Here is a 15,425-nt window from a genome sequence, read left to right on the forward strand (position 1 = left end):
CCCGTGTTGGTTCGGCGCGCCATGTCTGGCGCAGAACTGTGGCTTCGTGAAAGGATTTTTTATGCGCGCATTATGCCTTGTCGCATCTCTGGCTGCCGCCCCGGCATTGGCCGAGGCACCGCCCGGCGTCAGCAGTTTCACGCTGGATAACGGAATGCAGGCTGTGGTGATCGAGGATCATCGGGCCCCGGTCGTCGTCCAGATGGTCTGGTACAAGGTCGGATCGGCGGATGAGGCTCCGGGCAAAACCGGCCTTGCGCATTATCTTGAGCATCTGATGTTCAAGGGCACCGACACGATGGAGCCGGGTGAATTCTCGCAGACCGTGACAGCGAATGGCGGCATGGACAACGCTTTCACCAGCTACGACTACACGGCCTATTTTCAGCGGATCGCCAGCGACCGGCTGCCGATGATCATGGAAATGGAAGCGGATCGGATGGCCAATCTGCGCGTCGGCGAAGAGGACTGGCAGGCCGAGCGGCAGGTGGTTCTGGAAGAACGCGCGCAGCGCACCGACAGCAATCCCGCGGCCCTGTTTCGCGAAGAACGAAGCGCGGCGCAGTTTCTGAACCATCCCTATGGCAACCCGGTCGTTGGCTGGCGTGACGAGATGATGGGCCTGACCCGTGCCGACGCGCTCGCCTGGTATGACCGTTACTATGCGCCGAACAACGCCATTCTGGTGCTGGCGGGTGATGTTACCCCGGAGCGGGCGCAGGAATTGGCGGTACAATATTACGGCCCGATCCCGGCAGAGGACGACGCAATCCGCGCCGCCCGCCCGCAGGAGCCGGAGCAGCGCGCCACTCGCCGGATGGTCATGCATGATCCGCGCGTCCCGCAGCCTTCCATGATCCGCAGCATTCTGGTGCCGGAACGCAATCCCGGCGATCAGGAAACCGCTGCCGCGTTGACCGTGCTGGCGGAACTGTTGGGCGGCTCGCCGCAGACCTCGGTGCTGGGACAGGAGCTGGTGATGACGGGCAAGGCGCTCAGCGCTTCGGTCGGGTATGATGGCTTCGCTGTTGATCCGACCAATTTCTATATTTCGATGACGCCGGTCGACGGAGTCCCGCCGGAAGAGGCCGAGGCCGCGCTGGACGAGATTCTCGCCGGTTTCCTGCGCGACGGCCCCGATCCTGAGCAGTTCGAAAGGGTCAAGACCCAGATCCGCGCATCGCGCATCTATGAACTCGATTCCGCGCATGGCCGTGCCTATGACTACGGGCAGGGGCTGGCAACGGGGCTTAGCATCGAGGATGTGAATGACTGGCCCGATCTGCTGGAAAATGTCGGGACAGAGGATGTCATGGCGGCGGCGGAGCTGGTGCTGAACAGCACCGCTAGCGTGAATGGCTGGCTGATGCCGGCGGAAGACGACGCGGAAGCCGCCCCCGCCACTGCAGATGCCGCAATGGAAGATGCAACGGTCGCGCAGCCCGTAGCCGGGGAGGCAGATCAATGAGCTTTCTTCGTTTTTGCACAATGATCGCGGTCGGTCTGATTGCCGCGCTTCCGCTGCGCGCGCAGGAAATTCAGGAAATCACCTCCCCCGGCGGTATCAAGGCCTGGCTGGTTGAGGATCATTCGATCCCGTTCACCTCGCTCGATTTCGCGTTTCGCGGCGGGGCGAGCCTTGATGCGCCCGCCAAGCGTGGGGCGATCAACCTGATGACCCACACGCTTGAGGAAGGTGCGGGCGATATGGACGCGACCGGCTTTGCCGCCGCGAAAGAGGCGCTGGCGACCGGGATCAGCTTCGATGTCGGGGATGATGCGCTGACGGTCTCGGCCCGGATGCTGACCGAAAATCGCGATGAAAGCGCCGATCTGCTGGCGGTTGCCTTGGCTGAGCCGCGCTTTGAGCGGGATGCTGTCGAGCGCGTGAAGGGGCAGGTTCAGGCCATTATCCGGGCCGAGGATAATGACCCCAATGCCATTGCGTCCAAGGCGATGGCAGCGAAGATGTGGGGCGCGCATCCCTACGGAAGCTCCATCAACGGTACGGCGGAATCGGTCGCGCCGCTGGGTCCGCAGGATCTGGTCGAGGCAAAGAACCGCGTCATTGCCCGCGACCGGGTCGTGGTCGGGGCCGCAGGTGACATCACGGGCGAGGAGCTTGGCCTGCTGATCGACCGTATCCTTGGCGGCATCCCGGCGGACGGAACCGTGCCCCTGCCGAAACAGGCCGAATTTCTTGCTGAAGGCGGGATCGAGGTGATCGATTGGGACAGCCCGCAGACCGTGGTCTCTTTCGCTCAGCCGGGTCTGTCGATGGACGATCCGGATTATTTCGCGGCCTTTGTGACGGATCATATTCTTGGCGGCGGCGGGTTTTCGTCGCGGCTGATGGAAGAAATCCGTGAAAAACGCGGGCTGACCTATGGGGTTTATACCTCGCTGGTCAACAATGTTTATGGCCCGAGCTGGCGCGGCGGCATGTCCAGTTCGAACGATCTGGTCGCGGAGGCCGTCGATCTTGTCCGCTCCGAATGGGCGCGGATGGCTGACGGTGTTTCGGAGAAGGAGCTTGCCGACGCCAAGACCTACCTGACGGGCGAGTATCCGCTGAGATGGGACGGCAATGCCAAGATCTCGGGCATTCTTGCGGGAATGCAGCTTATCGGCCTGCCAATCGACTATCCCGAAAACCGGAATGCTCAGATTGAGGCGGTCACCGCCGACGACGTGGCCCGCGTTGCGCGAGAGCGGCTGGATGCCAACCGGCTGCAATTCGTGCTGGTCGGTCGCCCGCAGGGGATCGAGGCTGAGGCGAAATAAAAACGCGCTGCCTCAGGCAAAGCCGAGGCAGCGCGGCAGGTCAATCCACAGTCACCGTGCCGGTTCCGCCAAGTGCGGCACCGGCAGCGGCACCGACGGGGCCTGCGACAACGGCACCCGTAGCCGCGCCGGTGGTTGCGCGGGTTACTGCGTCATCGCCACATCCGGCCAGGCCGATGGTCGCGCCGAAAACTATCAAGGCAAAAAGGTTTCTCATTTTTACTCTCCACAAATACAGGCGGAGCGGCTCCGCTTGATGATAAACGCGAAGCAGCGCCTTGGGGTCCGGGGCCGGCGGATTACCGCTGTCGAATCATTTTAAATTAACTGCGACCCTGCTACATATTGGGTTATGAACACATTCGACCCCCAGATACGCCCGGTCATCCGGCAGCTTGACGATAGCATCGCCAACCGTATCGCAGCGGGCGAGGTGGTTGAACGGCCTGCTTCTGCGGTCAAGGAACTGGTGGAAAACGCGCTGGATGCCGGTGCGCATCGGATCGACGTGACCATTTCGCAGGGCGGAAAATCGCTGATCCGGGTTGCGGATGATGGCTGCGGTATGACGGCAGAGGATCTGCCGCTGGCGCTGTCGCGTCATGCGACGTCGAAGATTGACGGGTCGGACCTGCTGGCGATCAATAGTTTCGGGTTCCGGGGTGAGGCGCTGCCCTCGCTCGGTGCGGTCGGTCGGCTTGTGATCACATCCCGTGCGGAGAGCGAAGGCGCCGAAATCCGCGTCACCGGCGGCAAGGCAGAGCCGGTGCGCCCGGCCCCCGCCAATCCCGGCACCGTCGTGGAATTGCGCGATCTGTTTTTCGCCACGCCCGCCCGGCTGAAATTCCTGCGCAGTGAACGGGCGGAGACGCAGGCGATTGCCGATGTCGTGCGCCGTCTGGCGATGGCGGAGCCTTCGGTGGCGTTTACGCTGTCGGACGACGACCGGGTGATTTTCCGTGCTGATGCGGAGCAGGGCGATCTGTTCGACGCACTTCACGCCCGCCTGTCGCGGGTCATGGGGCGGGAGTTTATCGACAATGCCGTGCGGATAGACGCCGAACGTGACGGGGTCCGGCTGACCGGCTTTGCCGCTCTGCCGACCTATTCCCGTGGCGCGGCGGTGGCGCAGCACGCCTATGTGAACACCCGGCCGGTGCGCGACAAGCTGCTGACCGGCGCGCTCAGGGCCGGGTATTTCGACGTGCTGCCTGCCGGTCGGCATCCGGCGGCGGTGCTGTTTATCGATTGCGAGCCGCATTTCGTCGATGTGAACGTGCATCCTGCAAAAGCGGAGGTGCGGTTCCGCGACCCGGCAATGGTGCGCGGGCTGGTGGTGTCGACGCTGCGCAATGTTCTGGCGGATGCCTCGCGTCGTGCAGCGGATACAATCGGCGCGGCGACGCTGGCTGCGTTCCAGGCGGAGCCGGAGCAGGCCGCGCCGCGCCGCTATCAGGGCGATTACCGGCCTAACACGCCCTCGCGCGCGGCGATCCAGACCGCCTATGCGGCGCAGGCCCCGGCCTTTGACGGGTTTGCGGAAGCGCCCTCAGCCCGAATCGAAGCGGCGGAGACCGACCCGGTTCTGCTGGATGCGCCGCTTGGTGCGGCGCGGGCGCAGGTGCATGAAAACTATATCGTCGCGCAGACCAGCGACGGCATGATCCTCGTCGATCAGCATGCGGCCCATGAGCGGCTGGTTTATGAACGGCTGAAGGCGCAGGCGGACGGGAACGGGATCGCCAGCCAGTCCCTGCTGATCCCGGAGATTGTGGAACTGGCCGAGGATGACGCGACCCGCATCGTTTCGGTCGCGGACGATCTCGCCAAGCTTGGCCTGCATGTGGAGGCATTCGGCGGCAGTGCGGTCGCCGTGCGCGAGATACCGGCGCTGTTCGGCAAGCTGGATGCGGCGGCGCTGATCCGGGATATTGCCGACGATCTGGCGGAGCAGGGCAGTTCTGACCGGCTGCGGGCGCGGGTTGATGCGGTGTTTTCGTCGATGGCCTGTCATGGCTCGGTGCGTTCGGGCCGCCGGATGACCGCGGATGAGATGAACGCCCTCTTGCGCGAGATGGAGCGGACGCCGCGATCCGGTCAGTGCAACCACGGACGCCCGACATGGGTCAAACTGTCGCTTAACGATATCGAACGGTTGTTCGGACGTAAGGATTGACCTGATCGCCATGTGGCGCGACAACTGGGCCGTAGGGCAAGGGGATCGACATGCGTGACATACCAACGGATAAAATTGCTCATGTGATTATCCGCGCTCGTCAATATGACAGCGGCGTCGATGCCTGGGCGCATAGTGGATTTCGCAAGGGAACAGGCGTCAGCGCGGAACTGCACGAGTTCATTGCCGACATGAACGAGGACGAACAGGCCGCCCTGACCGCCGTGATGTGGATCGGGCGCGAGAGCTTCGATGCCGACGATCTGGATGAGGCGATAGCGACCGCGCGGGCGGAGAAGACGACGCCGACCGAGGATTATCTGATGGGCGAACCACGGCTTGCGGATTATCTTGAGGCGGGTCTGGAAGCGCTTGGCATATCGCCCGAGGACGCCGAGGACGATGTGCAGCGCCCTGTCTGATCCGGCATCATGACATTGCTTTTCACGCATCGCTCGGCCGAGGATCATCTGAACCCGCCGGGTCATCCCGAACAACTTGCCCGCTACGGGGCCGTCATGGGCGCGGTTGAGGGGCTGGATGTCGCGCGCCGTGAGGCACCGGATATCGCGGATGCGGCACTGCTGCGTTGTCACCCGCAGAGCTATCTGGACAGGATCGCTGCCGCGGTTCCCACAGGGGATTGGCAAATGCTGGACGGCGATACCTATCTGTCGCCCGGCAGTCTTGCCGCAGCGCGCCACGCTGCGGGTGGTGCGGTCGCGGCAGTGGATGCGGTGCTGGATGGGGATGCCGACAGCGCTTTCGTTGCCATGCGTCCGCCCGGTCATCACGCCGAATCGCAGACGCCGATGGGGTTCTGCATCTTTTCCAATGCTGCCATTGCGGCGAAACATGCGCTGGACGGGCGTGGGCTGGACCGGGTTGCCGTGCTGGATTTTGATGTGCATCACGGCAATGGCACACAGGCGATCCTGTGGGACGAGCCACGGGCGCTGTTCGCCTCCAGCCACCAGATGCCGCTCTGGCCGGGTACGGGTGCCGCGTCGGAACGCGTGGCGCATGACAATGTCATCAACGCGCCGCTGCGGCCCGGCTCGGATGGCCGTGTCGCACGGCAGGTCTGGGGTGGCATTCTTGAGCGCGTCGCTGATTTTTCGCCGCAGCTCGTTATCATTTCAGCAGGGTTTGACGCCCATGATGACGACCCGCTGGCGCAGCTTTGCTGGCGTGAAAACGACTTTGCGGTGATAACGCAGGCAATTGCCGAAACGGCACAGGGATGCGAGGCGAAACTGGTGTCCTGCCTTGAAGGCGGCTACAACCTTGCGGCGCTCGGGGCCTCGGTCCGGGTGCATGTCGAAACACTGATGAGGCACGCAATATGAGCGAAATTGCCGAAATGTCCTTTGAGGACGCGATGAAGGAACTTGAGCAGGTCGTCTCGCGGCTGGAAAGCGGCAATGCCTCGCTGGAGGATTCGATCAAGCTCTATGAACGCGGCGCGGCATTGCGTGCCCATTGCGAGGCGCGGCTGCGCGCGGCGGAGGAGCGGATCGAGAAGATCACGCTTTCGCAGGGCCAGCCGACCGGCACGACGAAGGCCGAGGGGCTGTAATGAACGAACGTCTTGAGGAGGTGAAGGCGCAGGTCGAGGCTGCGCTTGACGCAGCGATGGCCGATCTGCCGTCGGGCGATCTGGCGGATGCGATGCGTTATGCCTGTGTCGGCGGCAAGAAGCTGCGGGCGTTTCTGGTCATGGAGTCGGCGCGGCTGCATGGCGTATCGGACGAGGCAGCGTTGCCGGTCGCGGTGGCGGTCGAGGCGCTGCATGCCTACAGCCTTGTCCATGACGACCTGCCCGCGATGGATAACGACGATCTGCGCCGGGGCATGCCGACAGTGCATGTTCAGTGGTCCGAGGCGACAGCGATCCTTGCCGGGGACGCTTTGCAGTCGCTTGCTTTCCGCCTGCTGACTGATCCTGCGATCGGGGATGCCGAAGCCCGGCTGCGGCTGATCACTGCTTTTGCTGCTGCGGTTGGTGGGCAGGGCATGGTGCATGGGCAGATGCTGGATATCGCCGCCGAGGATTCGCCCACGCCGCTGGATATGAAGGGGATCACCCGGTTGCAGGCGGCGAAGACAGGTGCCCTGATCGGGTTCTCGGCGGAGGCAGGTGCGCTGATCGCTGGCGAGGAAGGTCAGGCGCTGCGCGATTACGCTGCTGATCTGGGACTCGCGTTCCAGATACAGGACGATATTCTGGACGTCACCGGCGATGAGGACACCATCGGAAAACGTGTCGGCAAGGACGCCGAAGCCGGAAAGGCGACATTCGTTTCGCTGATGGGGCTGGAGAAGGCGCGCAACTGTGCCTCGGACCTGACGGAGCGTGCTGCGAAGGCGCTCTCGTCTTATGGGGCGGAGGCGGATAACTTGCGTGAGTTGACGCGTTTCGTTATCGACCGGCAAAGCTGAAGCCCCGGAAAGGGCCGCGACATGAACCAAGATCGTCCCAAGACCCCGGTTCTGGACCGGGTCAACCTGCCTGCCGACCTCAAGGCGCTGAGCGACCGGGAGCTGCATCAGCTTGCCGGTGAGTTGCGGGCGGAGACCATCAGCGCGGTCAGCGAAACCGGCGGACATCTGGGGGCGGGTCTGGGCGTGGTGGAACTGACCGTCGCCCTGCACGCCGTGTTCGATGCGCCGCGCGACAAGATCATCTGGGATGTCGGGCATCAATGTTATCCGCACAAGATCCTGACCGGACGGCGCGACCGCATCCGCACCTTGCGCACGGGTGGCGGTCTGTCGGGTTTTACCAAGCGGTCGGAAAGCCCCTATGACGCCTTCGGCGCGGGCCACAGCTCGACCTCGATCAGTGCGGCGCTTGGGTTCGCGATGGCGCGCGAACTCGGCGGCGATCCCGGCGATGCGATTGCGGTGATTGGCGACGGGGCCATGTCCGCGGGCATGGCGTTTGAGGCGCTGAATAATGCCGGGCATCTGGGCAAGCGGCTGTTCGTTGTGCTGAACGACAATGAAATGTCGATTGCGCCGCCGACCGGGGCGCTGTCCAGCTATCTGACACGGCTTTACACCGAAGGGCCGTTTCATGAGCTGAAGTCCATGGCCAAGGGTGCCGTCGGTTTCCTGCCTGAACCGCTGCAGGAAGGCGCACGGCGGGCCAAGGAGATGCTGAAGGGCATGGCGGTCGGCGGGACCATGTTCGAGGAGTTGGGCTTTTCCTATATCGGCCCGGTGGACGGCCATGATCTCGACCAGCTTCTGCCGCTGTTGCGGACGCTGAAATCGCGCGCGACCGGGCCGGTTCTGATCCACGCGATCACGAAGAAGGGCAAGGGCTATGCCCCGGCGGAGGACGCGGCGGATCGCGGTCATGCGCGCGGCAAGTTCGACGTGCTGACCGGCCAGCAGGCCAAGGCGAAATCCAATGCGCCCAGCTATACCAGCGTATTCGCCAAATCGCTGATTGCGGAGGCAGAGCGTGACGACAAGATCGTCGCCGTTACCGCCGCCATGCCCGACGGGACCGGGCTGAACCTGTTCGCCGAGCGTTTTCCGCGCCGCTGCTTCGACGTCGGCATTGCCGAGCAGCATGCGGTGACCTATTCGGCGGGGCTCGCTGCGGGCGGAATGAAGCCGTTCTGCGCGATTTACTCGACCTTCCTGCAACGCGGCTACGATCAGGTCGTGCATGACGTTGCGATCCAGCGTCTGCCGGTCCGCTTCGCGATTGACCGGGCGGGGCTGGTCGGTGCGGATGGCGCGACCCATGCCGGATCCTTCGATATCGGTTTTCTGTCCAGCCTGCCGGGTATCGTGGTCATGGCCGCCGCTGATGAGGCGGAACTGGTCCATATGGTCGCCACTGCCGCCGCGCATGATGACGGGCCGATTGCCTTTCGTTTCCCGCGGGGAGAGGGCACGGGCGTGGAGATGCCCGAACGCGGGGTGCCGCTTGAGATTGGCAAGGGCCGCCTTATCGCCGCGGGCAACCGTGTCGCCATCCTCTCCTTTGGCACCCGGCTTTCGGAGGTGATGAAGGCGCGTGAGGCTCTTGCTTCTCGCGGCATAACCCCGACCGTGGCGGATGCGCGCTTCGCCAAACCGCTCGACCGCGATCTCATTCTGCGCCTTGCCGCCGAACACGAGGCGCTCATCACCATCGAGGAAGGCGCGGTCGGCGGGTTCGGCAGCCACGTCGCCCAGCTTCTGGCGGATGAAGGCGTATTCGACCACGGGCTGAAGTTCCGCTCCATGGTGCTGCCTGACACGTTCATCGACCATAACAGCCCGGCGCAGATGTATGCCGATGCGGCCATGAACGCGCCGGATATCGAGGCGAAGGTGTTAGAGGTTCTCGGCGTGGCGCAGATATCCGCGCGCGCCTGAGCAGGTTAAGGAAGCCCGGTCATGTCCCGTCACACGCACCCGGATGCGCATCCGGACGATCCGCATTACGTCTCCCGCTCCGGCTGGTTGCGGGCGGCGGTGCTGGGGGCGAATGATGGGATCGTTTCGGTTGCCTCGCTGATTGTCGGGGTGGCGGCGTCGGGGACGGATCATGCGGCGGTCATGCTGGCCGGGTTGGCGGGGCTGTCGGCGGGCGCCCTGTCGATGGCAGCGGGGGAGTATGTGTCCGTCTCCAGCCAGTCCGACATCGAGCGGGCGGATATCCGCCGCGAGCGTCAGGCGCTTGACGAGAACCCGCATGTGGAGCTGGAGGAACTGGCGGGGATCTATGTCGAACGCGGTCTGGCCCCGGATACCGCGATGCTCGTCGCAAGGGAGTTGACGGAGCATGATGCCCTTGGCGCCCATATCCGCGACGAACTCGGGCTGTCAGATGTGACCAGCGCCAATCCGATTCAGGCGGCGTTTACCTCTGCGCTGACATTTTCCGTGGCGGGGGCGGTGCCGCTGATCGGGGCCGCAGTCTCCCACACGGGAAATATTGTCGCTATTGTCTGGATCGCGACCCTTATCTCCCTTTCACTTCTTGGTGCAATCGGTGCCGTTGTAGGGGGCGCCCCGATAGGCAGGGCGGTGCTGCGCGTGTTATTCTGGGGCAGTTTCGCAATGGCGGTAACAGCCGGGATCGGAAGGATTTTCGGCATCGCCGCCGGGGGGTAGGTTGATGTTCAGATGGGTTTTTCTTGCGGCGATGCTTCTGGCGACGCCGGTCTCTGCCACGCAGGAATATGTGCTGCCGACGCTGTTCGATGTCTCTGGCGTTGCCGCGGATGACGTGTTGAACATCCGGGCGCGCCCGACCACGCGGTCGGAGGTCATTGGAACGCTCGCCCCCGACGCGACGGGGATCGAAATCGTCGCGACCGAGGGGAACTGGGGCCGCGTTAATCTGGCCGAACGCAGCGGCTGGGTCTCGATGCATTTTCTGCGCTACCGCACGGATGTCTGGGAGAGCGGGTCGCTCCCCGCAGGTTTCACCTGTGGGGGAACGGAACCTTTCTGGTCCCTGGACCCGGAGGGTGGCGGGATGAGGTGGTCGACGCCGGAAGGGGATCGGATTTTCGAACGGCTGACGGTTCTGGATAGCGGGGTGCTCCGCAGCCCGCGTCGCGCGCTGCTCGCGCAGGATGCAGCAGGCACGGTTTCGGCCACGGTGACGCCAAAGCAATGTTCCGACGGTATGTCCGATCGGGTATACGGGCTGGAGGCGACGGTGATCTTTCAGGATGATCCTGTACGGCTCTACAGCGGGTGTTGCCAGATCACCGCGCCACGCTGAGCGGCTCAGAGCAGCGCGGCAAGCCCCAATGAGACCACGGCCATAGCCCCGGCCCCCACAGCGGCGGAGCGCCAGCTGAAGCGGGGCTCGCGGCGTTCGGGCGTCTCATTGCGCTGACGTTCCCGCCAGATTGCATCCTCCAGCAGGCCCGGCATCAGCGGCATGGCGCGTTGCAGCGTGCGCATGATCTTGCGGCTGTCCGACAGGGCCGCGCGCGGGCCGAGATTGGACTGGATGTAATCCTCCACCACGGGGCGGGCGGCGTTCCAGATATTGAGGTTCGGGTCCAGCGAGCGCGCCACGCCCTCGACGACCACCATCGTCCGTTGCAGCAGGATCAGTTCGGTCCGGGTCTGCATCCCGAAACGCTCCGTTACTTCGAAGAGATAGCCCAAGAGGTTGGCCATCGAGATCTGGCTGGCATCCGCGCCGAAAATCGGCTCCCCCACGGCGCGCAGCGCGCGGGCGAAAGCCGCCGGGTCACGGTCGCGGGGCACATAGCCTGCCTCGAAATGGACACGGGCCAGCGTGTCGTAATCGCGGCGGATGAAGCCCATCAGGATCTCGGCATAGATGCGGCGGGTATATTCGTCGATCTCGCCCATGATGCCGAAATCATAGGCGATCAGATCGCCATTCGGCGCGACCTTCAGATTGCCCTGATGCATATCGCCGTGAAAGAACCCGTCCCGCAGCGCATGAGAGAGGAAAAGTTGCAGGATGCGCTCCGCCAGCCTGCTGAGATCATGGCCGGCATCGCGGATCGCCGCGACATTGCCAAGCGAGATGCCTTCCGCCCAGTCCGATGTCAGAATCCGGCGGGAGGACAGGTGCCAGTGCGGCGACGGCACCTGAAAGCACTCGTCATCCTTTGTGTTCTCCGCAAAGAGCGAGGCAGAGGCCGCTTCCAGCCGCAAATCCAACTCGCCATTCACGATGCCTTCGAAATGATTGACAACGTCGCGGGGGCGCAGCCGGCGGGTGGCGGGCGACAGCGCCTCGATCATGCTGGCGCCAAAATGGAACGCGTCGATATCCCGTGAAAACGCTGCGCCGATATTGGGCCGCAGCACCTTCACGGCCACCTCCTGCCCGGTCGTGGCCAGCCGCGCGCGGTGAACCTGCGCGATGGAGGCGGCGGCGACGGGTTCCGCAAACTCGCTGAACATCTCGTCGACCGGGCGGCCCAGATCGGCGGCGATCATCTGCTTGGCGGTCTCGGTCGGGAAGGGTGGCAGCTTGTCCTGCAGATAGGTCAGCTGATCGGCCAGCTCGACACCCACGACATCGGGTCGGGTGGAGAGGATTTGCCCGAACTTGATATAGGCCGGACCAAGCGCCGTGATTGCGCGCGTCAACGGCGGCAGCGACGGGTCGCCCTTGTAGCCCAACCAGCGGAACGGCCAGCCCAGCACCCGTGCGGCGGCGCGGACATTGCGCGGTGCCTGCATGGCGTCCAGCGCCACACCCATTGCGCCGGTCCGCTCAAACGTCGCGCCGGTCCGGATCAGGCGCCAGATATTATGGGGTCCGCGCATGTCAGAGCTTCCAGCCCGAATGCAGTGCCGCTATACCCATCGAGAGGTTGCGATACTGCACCCGCTCGAACCCGGTGTCGCGGATCATGTCGGCAAAGCTCTCCTGATCCGGAAAGCGGCGGATCGATTCGACGAGATACTGATAGCTGTCACGGTCATTGGCGACCATCTGGCCAAGCGCCGGGATGACGTTGAAGCTGTAGCGGTCATAGGCCCATTGCATCGCCGGGACCGGCAACTGGCTGAACTCCAGCACCATCAGCCGCCCGCCGGGGCGCAGGACGCGGAAAGCCTCGGCAAGCGCATCGGGAATGCGGGTGACGTTGCGGATACCAAAGCTGATCGTGTAACGGTCAAAGCTGTTATCCGCAAAAGGCAGCGCCATCGCATCGCCCGTGACCCAGCCCAGCCGTTCGGCAAGCCGCGCGGCCTCGGCCCGTTTGCGCCCCTCGACCAGCATCGATTCGGTCATGTCGCAAACCGTGACCTTAGCCCCCGGTGCGCGATCCAGAAAGCGGAACGCAATGTCGCCAGTGCCGCCCGCCACATCCAGAAGCATCTGGCCGTCCTGCGGGGCCAGCCAGTCCATCATGGCATTCTTCCAGACACGGTGAATACCGGCGCTCATCAGGTCGTTCATCACGTCATAGCGCGATGCCACCCGTGAAAACACGCCATGCACCATGCCGGCCTTTTCGTCCTCGGCCACGGTCTGGAAGCCGAAATGGGTCTGTTTCTCGCTGCTCATGCTCTTGCCGTTTATGCTTCAGATCGCCAGTTAAGGCCGCAGATTTGCCGACACAATGCGACGAAAGGCGACGGAATGCCAGAACTGCCAGAGGTCGAAACCGTAAGACGTGGCCTGCTGCCTTATCTGGAGGGGCAGCGCATCGAACGGTTGAGCCTGAACCGGGACGGGCTTCGCTGGCCTTTCCCGCCGGATCTGGTGCAGGTTGCGACCGGGGCCACGGTGACGGGCCTGCGGCGGCGCTCGAAATATATTCTGGTCGATCTGGACCGGGGCGCGTCTTTGCTGATTCATCTGGGCATGTCGGGGCGGATGCTGATTGAAGGCGGCGCTGTGGGCGATTTTCACCGCGATCCCTCGATCCTGCCGCGGCATGACCATGTCGTGATGGAGACCGGGGCGGGCACGCGGATCACCCTGAACGATGCAAGGCGTTTCGGGATGTTCGATCTGGTGCGCGACGATGCCTCGCCCCTGCTGACGTCGCTCGGGCCGGAACCGCTTTCGGATGATTTCTCCGGCGAGACGCTTGCGGCCGCATTCGCCGGTCGTCGCGCCCCGGTCAAATCACTGCTTCTGGATCAGCGAATTGTTGCCGGGCTGGGGAATATCTACGTCTCCGAATCGCTGCACCGTGCCGGGATTGATCCGCGCCGGGCGGGAGGGCGTATCGGGCGCGCGCGATTGAATAATTTAACAAATAATATCAAAGATGTACTGACTGAGGCGATCGCGGCTGGCGGGTCCTCGCTGCGCGATCATCGTCAGGCGAGCGGCGAACTGGGCTATTTTCAGCACAGTTTCCGGGTTTACGACCGCGAAAACGTCCCCTGCCCAAACCCCGGATGTGGCGGCACAATTCGCCGGATCGTTCAGTCGGGGCGTTCGAGTTTCTGGTGTCCGGGATGTCAGCGTTGACTCTGGCCAGGCAATCACGACTTTGTTAGGACACACCGATCCGCAATCGCGAAGGGACGCCCCATGGGTTACCAGACCATCAACGTCGAGATCGACGATCACGTCGCACTGATCCGGCTGAACCGGCCGGATGCGCTCAACGCGCTCAACAGCGAGCTGCTGTCCGAGCTCTCCTCAGCGCTTCTGGACGCTGACGCCAATGACAAGGTGCGCTGCATCGTTCTGACCGGCAGCGAAAAGGCATTCGCCGCCGGTGCCGATATCAAGGAGATGTCGCAGAAAAGCTTTGTCGACGTCTATAACGAAGACCTCTTTACCGCGCCGACCGATGCGATCCTGCGGGTTCGCAAACCGATCATCGCCGCTGTGTCCGGCTACGCGCTTGGCGGCGGCTGCGAGCTGGCGATGACCTGCGATTTCATCATCTGCGCCGAGAACGCGAAATTCGGCCAGCCGGAAATCAATCTCGGTGTCATCGCGGGAATCGGCGGCACGCAGCGCCTGACCCGCTTCGTCGGCAAGTCCAAGGCCATGGATATGAACCTGACGGGCCGCTTCATGGATGCTCAGGAGGCGGAGCGTTCCGGCCTTGTCAGCCGCGTCGTGGAGAACGGCAAGCTGATTTCCGAGGCAATGGCGATCGCCCGCAAGATTGCCGAGAAATCGCCGATCGCCGTCAAGGCCGCGAAAGAGGCGGTCAATCGCAGCTATGAAACCACGCTGCGTGAAGGGTTGCTGTTTGAACGCCGGCTGTTCAACTCCATGTTCGCGACCGAGGACCAGAAAGAGGGCATGTCCGCCTTTCTGGAAAAGCGCGAGGCGCAATTTCGCGGCAAGTGATTTCCGCTTGGCTTTTGTTCCCGGCCGATATATAGGCCGGGGCTTACATGCGCGTGGGCCCGCTTAAGGCAAGAATCATGTCCGTTCGACAGGAACGGTGCCGTGGGGCTTTTGCGTAATCGAGATATGAAGAACAAACAGGAATACGCACCCTATGGCAAACACAGTCCAGTCCAAGAAACGCGCCCGTCAGGTGGTGCGCCGCACCGAAATCAACAAAGCTCGCCGCTCGCGCATTCGCACCTATTTGCGCAAAGTAGAAGAGGCAATTGCCTCCGGTGATTCCGATGCCGCAAAGGCCGCGTTGCAGGCTGCCCAGCCCGAATTGATGCGGGGTGTGACAAAAGGCGTCTATCACAAGAATACCGCTTCCCGGAAAATGTCGCGCCTTGCTGCGCGCGTGAAAGCCGTCGGCGCCAACTGAGCGAAGGCTTGAAATAGGCAGCCAGCATTGGCTGAAATGCCGGATTGTCACAAAAAGGCGCGTCATCGACGCGCCTTTTTTAACGCTTTGTTTCAGCTTCGTTCCGGGTCAAGCGCATGTAATTCAAAGAAAATAATGCAACCCTATGGAATTTAAAAGGGATTGGTTAACCCGTCCCGGATTCGCTCTTGTAATATTTCTGTCAAGCGAGAAGAACAGTTGCGAGGTAGGGGTGCTGCGGATAGCTTCCATAAAGC

Annotated in this window: 16 protein-coding genes; 13 read left to right on the forward strand and 3 right to left on the reverse strand. The window is 63.1% G+C overall.

Features of this window, described 5'->3' with window-relative positions; genetic code table 11:
• Nucleotides 1–61: 61 nt before the first annotated feature.
• Nucleotides 62–1,468: a pitrilysin family protein gene (locus PAF12_RS15750; RefSeq protein WP_271107964.1), complete on the forward strand. Its 1,407-nt coding sequence runs from the start codon at nt 62–64 to the stop codon at nt 1,466–1,468.
• Entirely contained in the window at nt 1,465–2,784 is a 1,320-nt protein-coding gene (locus PAF12_RS15755; protein WP_271107965.1) for a pitrilysin family protein, read from the forward strand. The genes PAF12_RS15750 and PAF12_RS15755 overlap by 4 nt, the downstream gene beginning before the upstream one ends.
• Nucleotides 2,785–2,824: 40 nt before the next feature.
• Here PAF12_RS15755 and PAF12_RS15760 read toward each other — a convergent pair whose 3' ends face one another.
• Nucleotides 2,825–3,001: a hypothetical protein gene (locus tag PAF12_RS15760; protein WP_271107966.1), complete on the reverse strand. Its 177-nt coding sequence runs from the start codon at nt 2,999–3,001 to the stop codon at nt 2,825–2,827.
• A 135-nt stretch (nt 3,002–3,136) separates the two neighbouring features.
• Here PAF12_RS15760 and mutL point away from each other — a divergent pair, with 135 nt between their 5' ends.
• From mutL to PAF12_RS15800, 8 genes are read left to right on the forward strand one after another with little or no spacing between them, the layout of a single operon-like run.
• Nucleotides 3,137–4,960, forward strand: coding sequence for a DNA mismatch repair endonuclease MutL (gene mutL / locus PAF12_RS15765; protein ID WP_271107967.1), 1,824 nt, complete (start codon nt 3,137–3,139; stop codon nt 4,958–4,960).
• A gap of 50 nt (nt 4,961–5,010) precedes the next feature.
• Nucleotides 5,011–5,382 carry a DUF3775 domain-containing protein gene (locus PAF12_RS15770; protein WP_271107968.1) on the forward strand — a complete coding sequence of 124 codons (372 nt, stop codon included), beginning with the start codon at nt 5,011–5,013 and terminating at the stop codon, nt 5,380–5,382.
• Nucleotides 5,383–5,391: 9 nt separating this feature from the next.
• Nucleotides 5,392–6,309 carry a histone deacetylase family protein gene (locus tag PAF12_RS15775; protein WP_271107969.1) on the forward strand — a complete coding sequence of 306 codons (918 nt, stop codon included), beginning with the start codon at nt 5,392–5,394 and terminating at the stop codon, nt 6,307–6,309.
• Nucleotides 6,306–6,539 carry an exodeoxyribonuclease VII small subunit gene (locus PAF12_RS15780; RefSeq protein ID WP_271107970.1) on the forward strand — a complete coding sequence of 78 codons (234 nt, stop codon included), beginning with the start codon at nt 6,306–6,308 and terminating at the stop codon, nt 6,537–6,539. The genes PAF12_RS15775 and PAF12_RS15780 overlap by 4 nt, the downstream gene beginning before the upstream one ends.
• Entirely contained in the window at nt 6,539–7,402 is an 864-nt protein-coding gene (locus PAF12_RS15785; RefSeq protein ID WP_271107971.1) for a polyprenyl synthetase family protein, read from the forward strand. The genes PAF12_RS15780 and PAF12_RS15785 overlap by 1 nt, the downstream gene beginning before the upstream one ends.
• Nucleotides 7,403–7,423: 21 nt before the next feature.
• On the forward strand, nt 7,424–9,340 hold the full coding sequence (gene dxs, locus PAF12_RS15790; protein ID WP_271107972.1) for a 1-deoxy-D-xylulose-5-phosphate synthase: 1,917 nt from the start codon (nt 7,424–7,426) through the stop codon (nt 9,338–9,340).
• Nucleotides 9,341–9,361: 21 nt separating this feature from the next.
• Nucleotides 9,362–10,081: a VIT family protein gene (locus PAF12_RS15795; protein WP_271107973.1), complete on the forward strand. Its 720-nt coding sequence runs from the start codon at nt 9,362–9,364 to the stop codon at nt 10,079–10,081.
• Between the two features lie 4 nt (nt 10,082–10,085).
• Nucleotides 10,086–10,700 (forward strand): COG3650 family protein, encoded by a 615-nt coding sequence (locus PAF12_RS15800; protein WP_271107974.1) that lies wholly within the window; start codon nt 10,086–10,088, stop codon nt 10,698–10,700.
• A gap of 5 nt (nt 10,701–10,705) precedes the next feature.
• Here PAF12_RS15800 and ubiB read toward each other — a convergent pair whose 3' ends face one another.
• Nucleotides 10,706–12,238: a 2-polyprenylphenol 6-hydroxylase gene (ubiB, locus tag PAF12_RS15805; RefSeq protein WP_271107975.1), complete on the reverse strand. Its 1,533-nt coding sequence runs from the start codon at nt 12,236–12,238 to the stop codon at nt 10,706–10,708.
• A 1-nt stretch (nt 12,239) separates the two neighbouring features.
• Nucleotides 12,240–12,986 (reverse strand): bifunctional demethylmenaquinone methyltransferase/2-methoxy-6-polyprenyl-1,4-benzoquinol methylase UbiE, encoded by a 747-nt coding sequence (gene ubiE, locus PAF12_RS15810; RefSeq protein WP_271107976.1) that lies wholly within the window; start codon nt 12,984–12,986, stop codon nt 12,240–12,242.
• Between the two features lie 75 nt (nt 12,987–13,061).
• Between ubiE and mutM the strand changes: the two genes are divergently transcribed.
• From mutM to rpsT, 3 genes are all read left to right on the forward strand, one after another.
• The gene (mutM, locus tag PAF12_RS15815; RefSeq protein ID WP_271107977.1) at nt 13,062–13,904 is read left to right on the forward strand and encodes a bifunctional DNA-formamidopyrimidine glycosylase/DNA-(apurinic or apyrimidinic site) lyase; all 843 of its coding nucleotides are present in this window, start codon (nt 13,062–13,064) and stop codon (nt 13,902–13,904) included.
• Nucleotides 13,905–13,967: 63 nt separating this feature from the next.
• A complete protein-coding gene (locus PAF12_RS15820) occupies nt 13,968–14,744 on the forward strand; it encodes an enoyl-CoA hydratase (RefSeq protein WP_271107978.1) in 777 nt (258 codons plus the stop codon).
• A 154-nt stretch (nt 14,745–14,898) separates the two neighbouring features.
• Nucleotides 14,899–15,168 (forward strand): 30S ribosomal protein S20, encoded by a 270-nt coding sequence (rpsT, locus tag PAF12_RS15825; RefSeq protein ID WP_271107979.1) that lies wholly within the window; start codon nt 14,899–14,901, stop codon nt 15,166–15,168.
• Nucleotides 15,169–15,425: the final 257 nt, after the last annotated feature.

This window comes from Paracoccus sp. SCSIO 75233 (genome assembly GCF_027912675.1).
Lineage (GTDB): Bacteria > Pseudomonadota > Alphaproteobacteria > Rhodobacterales > Rhodobacteraceae > Paracoccus.

Coding starts and splice junctions, on each gene's coding strand:
- PAF12_RS15750 (WP_271107964.1), top strand. CDS start 62: ATGCGCGCATTATGCCTTGTCGCATCTCTGGCTGCCGCCCCGGCATTG.
- PAF12_RS15755 (WP_271107965.1), top strand. CDS start 1,465: ATGAGCTTTCTTCGTTTTTGCACAATGATCGCGGTCGGTCTGATTGCC.
- PAF12_RS15760 (WP_271107966.1), bottom strand. CDS start 3,001: ATGAGAAACCTTTTTGCCTTGATAGTTTTCGGCGCGACCATCGGCCTG.
- mutL (WP_271107967.1), top strand. CDS start 3,137: ATGAACACATTCGACCCCCAGATACGCCCGGTCATCCGGCAGCTTGAC.
- PAF12_RS15770 (WP_271107968.1), top strand. CDS start 5,011: ATGCGTGACATACCAACGGATAAAATTGCTCATGTGATTATCCGCGCT.
- PAF12_RS15775 (WP_271107969.1), top strand. CDS start 5,392: ATGACATTGCTTTTCACGCATCGCTCGGCCGAGGATCATCTGAACCCG.
- PAF12_RS15780 (WP_271107970.1), top strand. CDS start 6,306: ATGAGCGAAATTGCCGAAATGTCCTTTGAGGACGCGATGAAGGAACTT.
- PAF12_RS15785 (WP_271107971.1), top strand. CDS start 6,539: ATGAACGAACGTCTTGAGGAGGTGAAGGCGCAGGTCGAGGCTGCGCTT.
- dxs (WP_271107972.1), top strand. CDS start 7,424: ATGAACCAAGATCGTCCCAAGACCCCGGTTCTGGACCGGGTCAACCTG.
- PAF12_RS15795 (WP_271107973.1), top strand. CDS start 9,362: ATGTCCCGTCACACGCACCCGGATGCGCATCCGGACGATCCGCATTAC.
- PAF12_RS15800 (WP_271107974.1), top strand. CDS start 10,086: ATGTTCAGATGGGTTTTTCTTGCGGCGATGCTTCTGGCGACGCCGGTC.
- ubiB (WP_271107975.1), bottom strand. CDS start 12,238: ATGCGCGGACCCCATAATATCTGGCGCCTGATCCGGACCGGCGCGACG.
- ubiE (WP_271107976.1), bottom strand. CDS start 12,986: ATGAGCAGCGAGAAACAGACCCATTTCGGCTTCCAGACCGTGGCCGAG.
- mutM (WP_271107977.1), top strand. CDS start 13,062: ATGCCAGAACTGCCAGAGGTCGAAACCGTAAGACGTGGCCTGCTGCCT.
- PAF12_RS15820 (WP_271107978.1), top strand. CDS start 13,968: ATGGGTTACCAGACCATCAACGTCGAGATCGACGATCACGTCGCACTG.
- rpsT (WP_271107979.1), top strand. CDS start 14,899: ATGGCAAACACAGTCCAGTCCAAGAAACGCGCCCGTCAGGTGGTGCGC.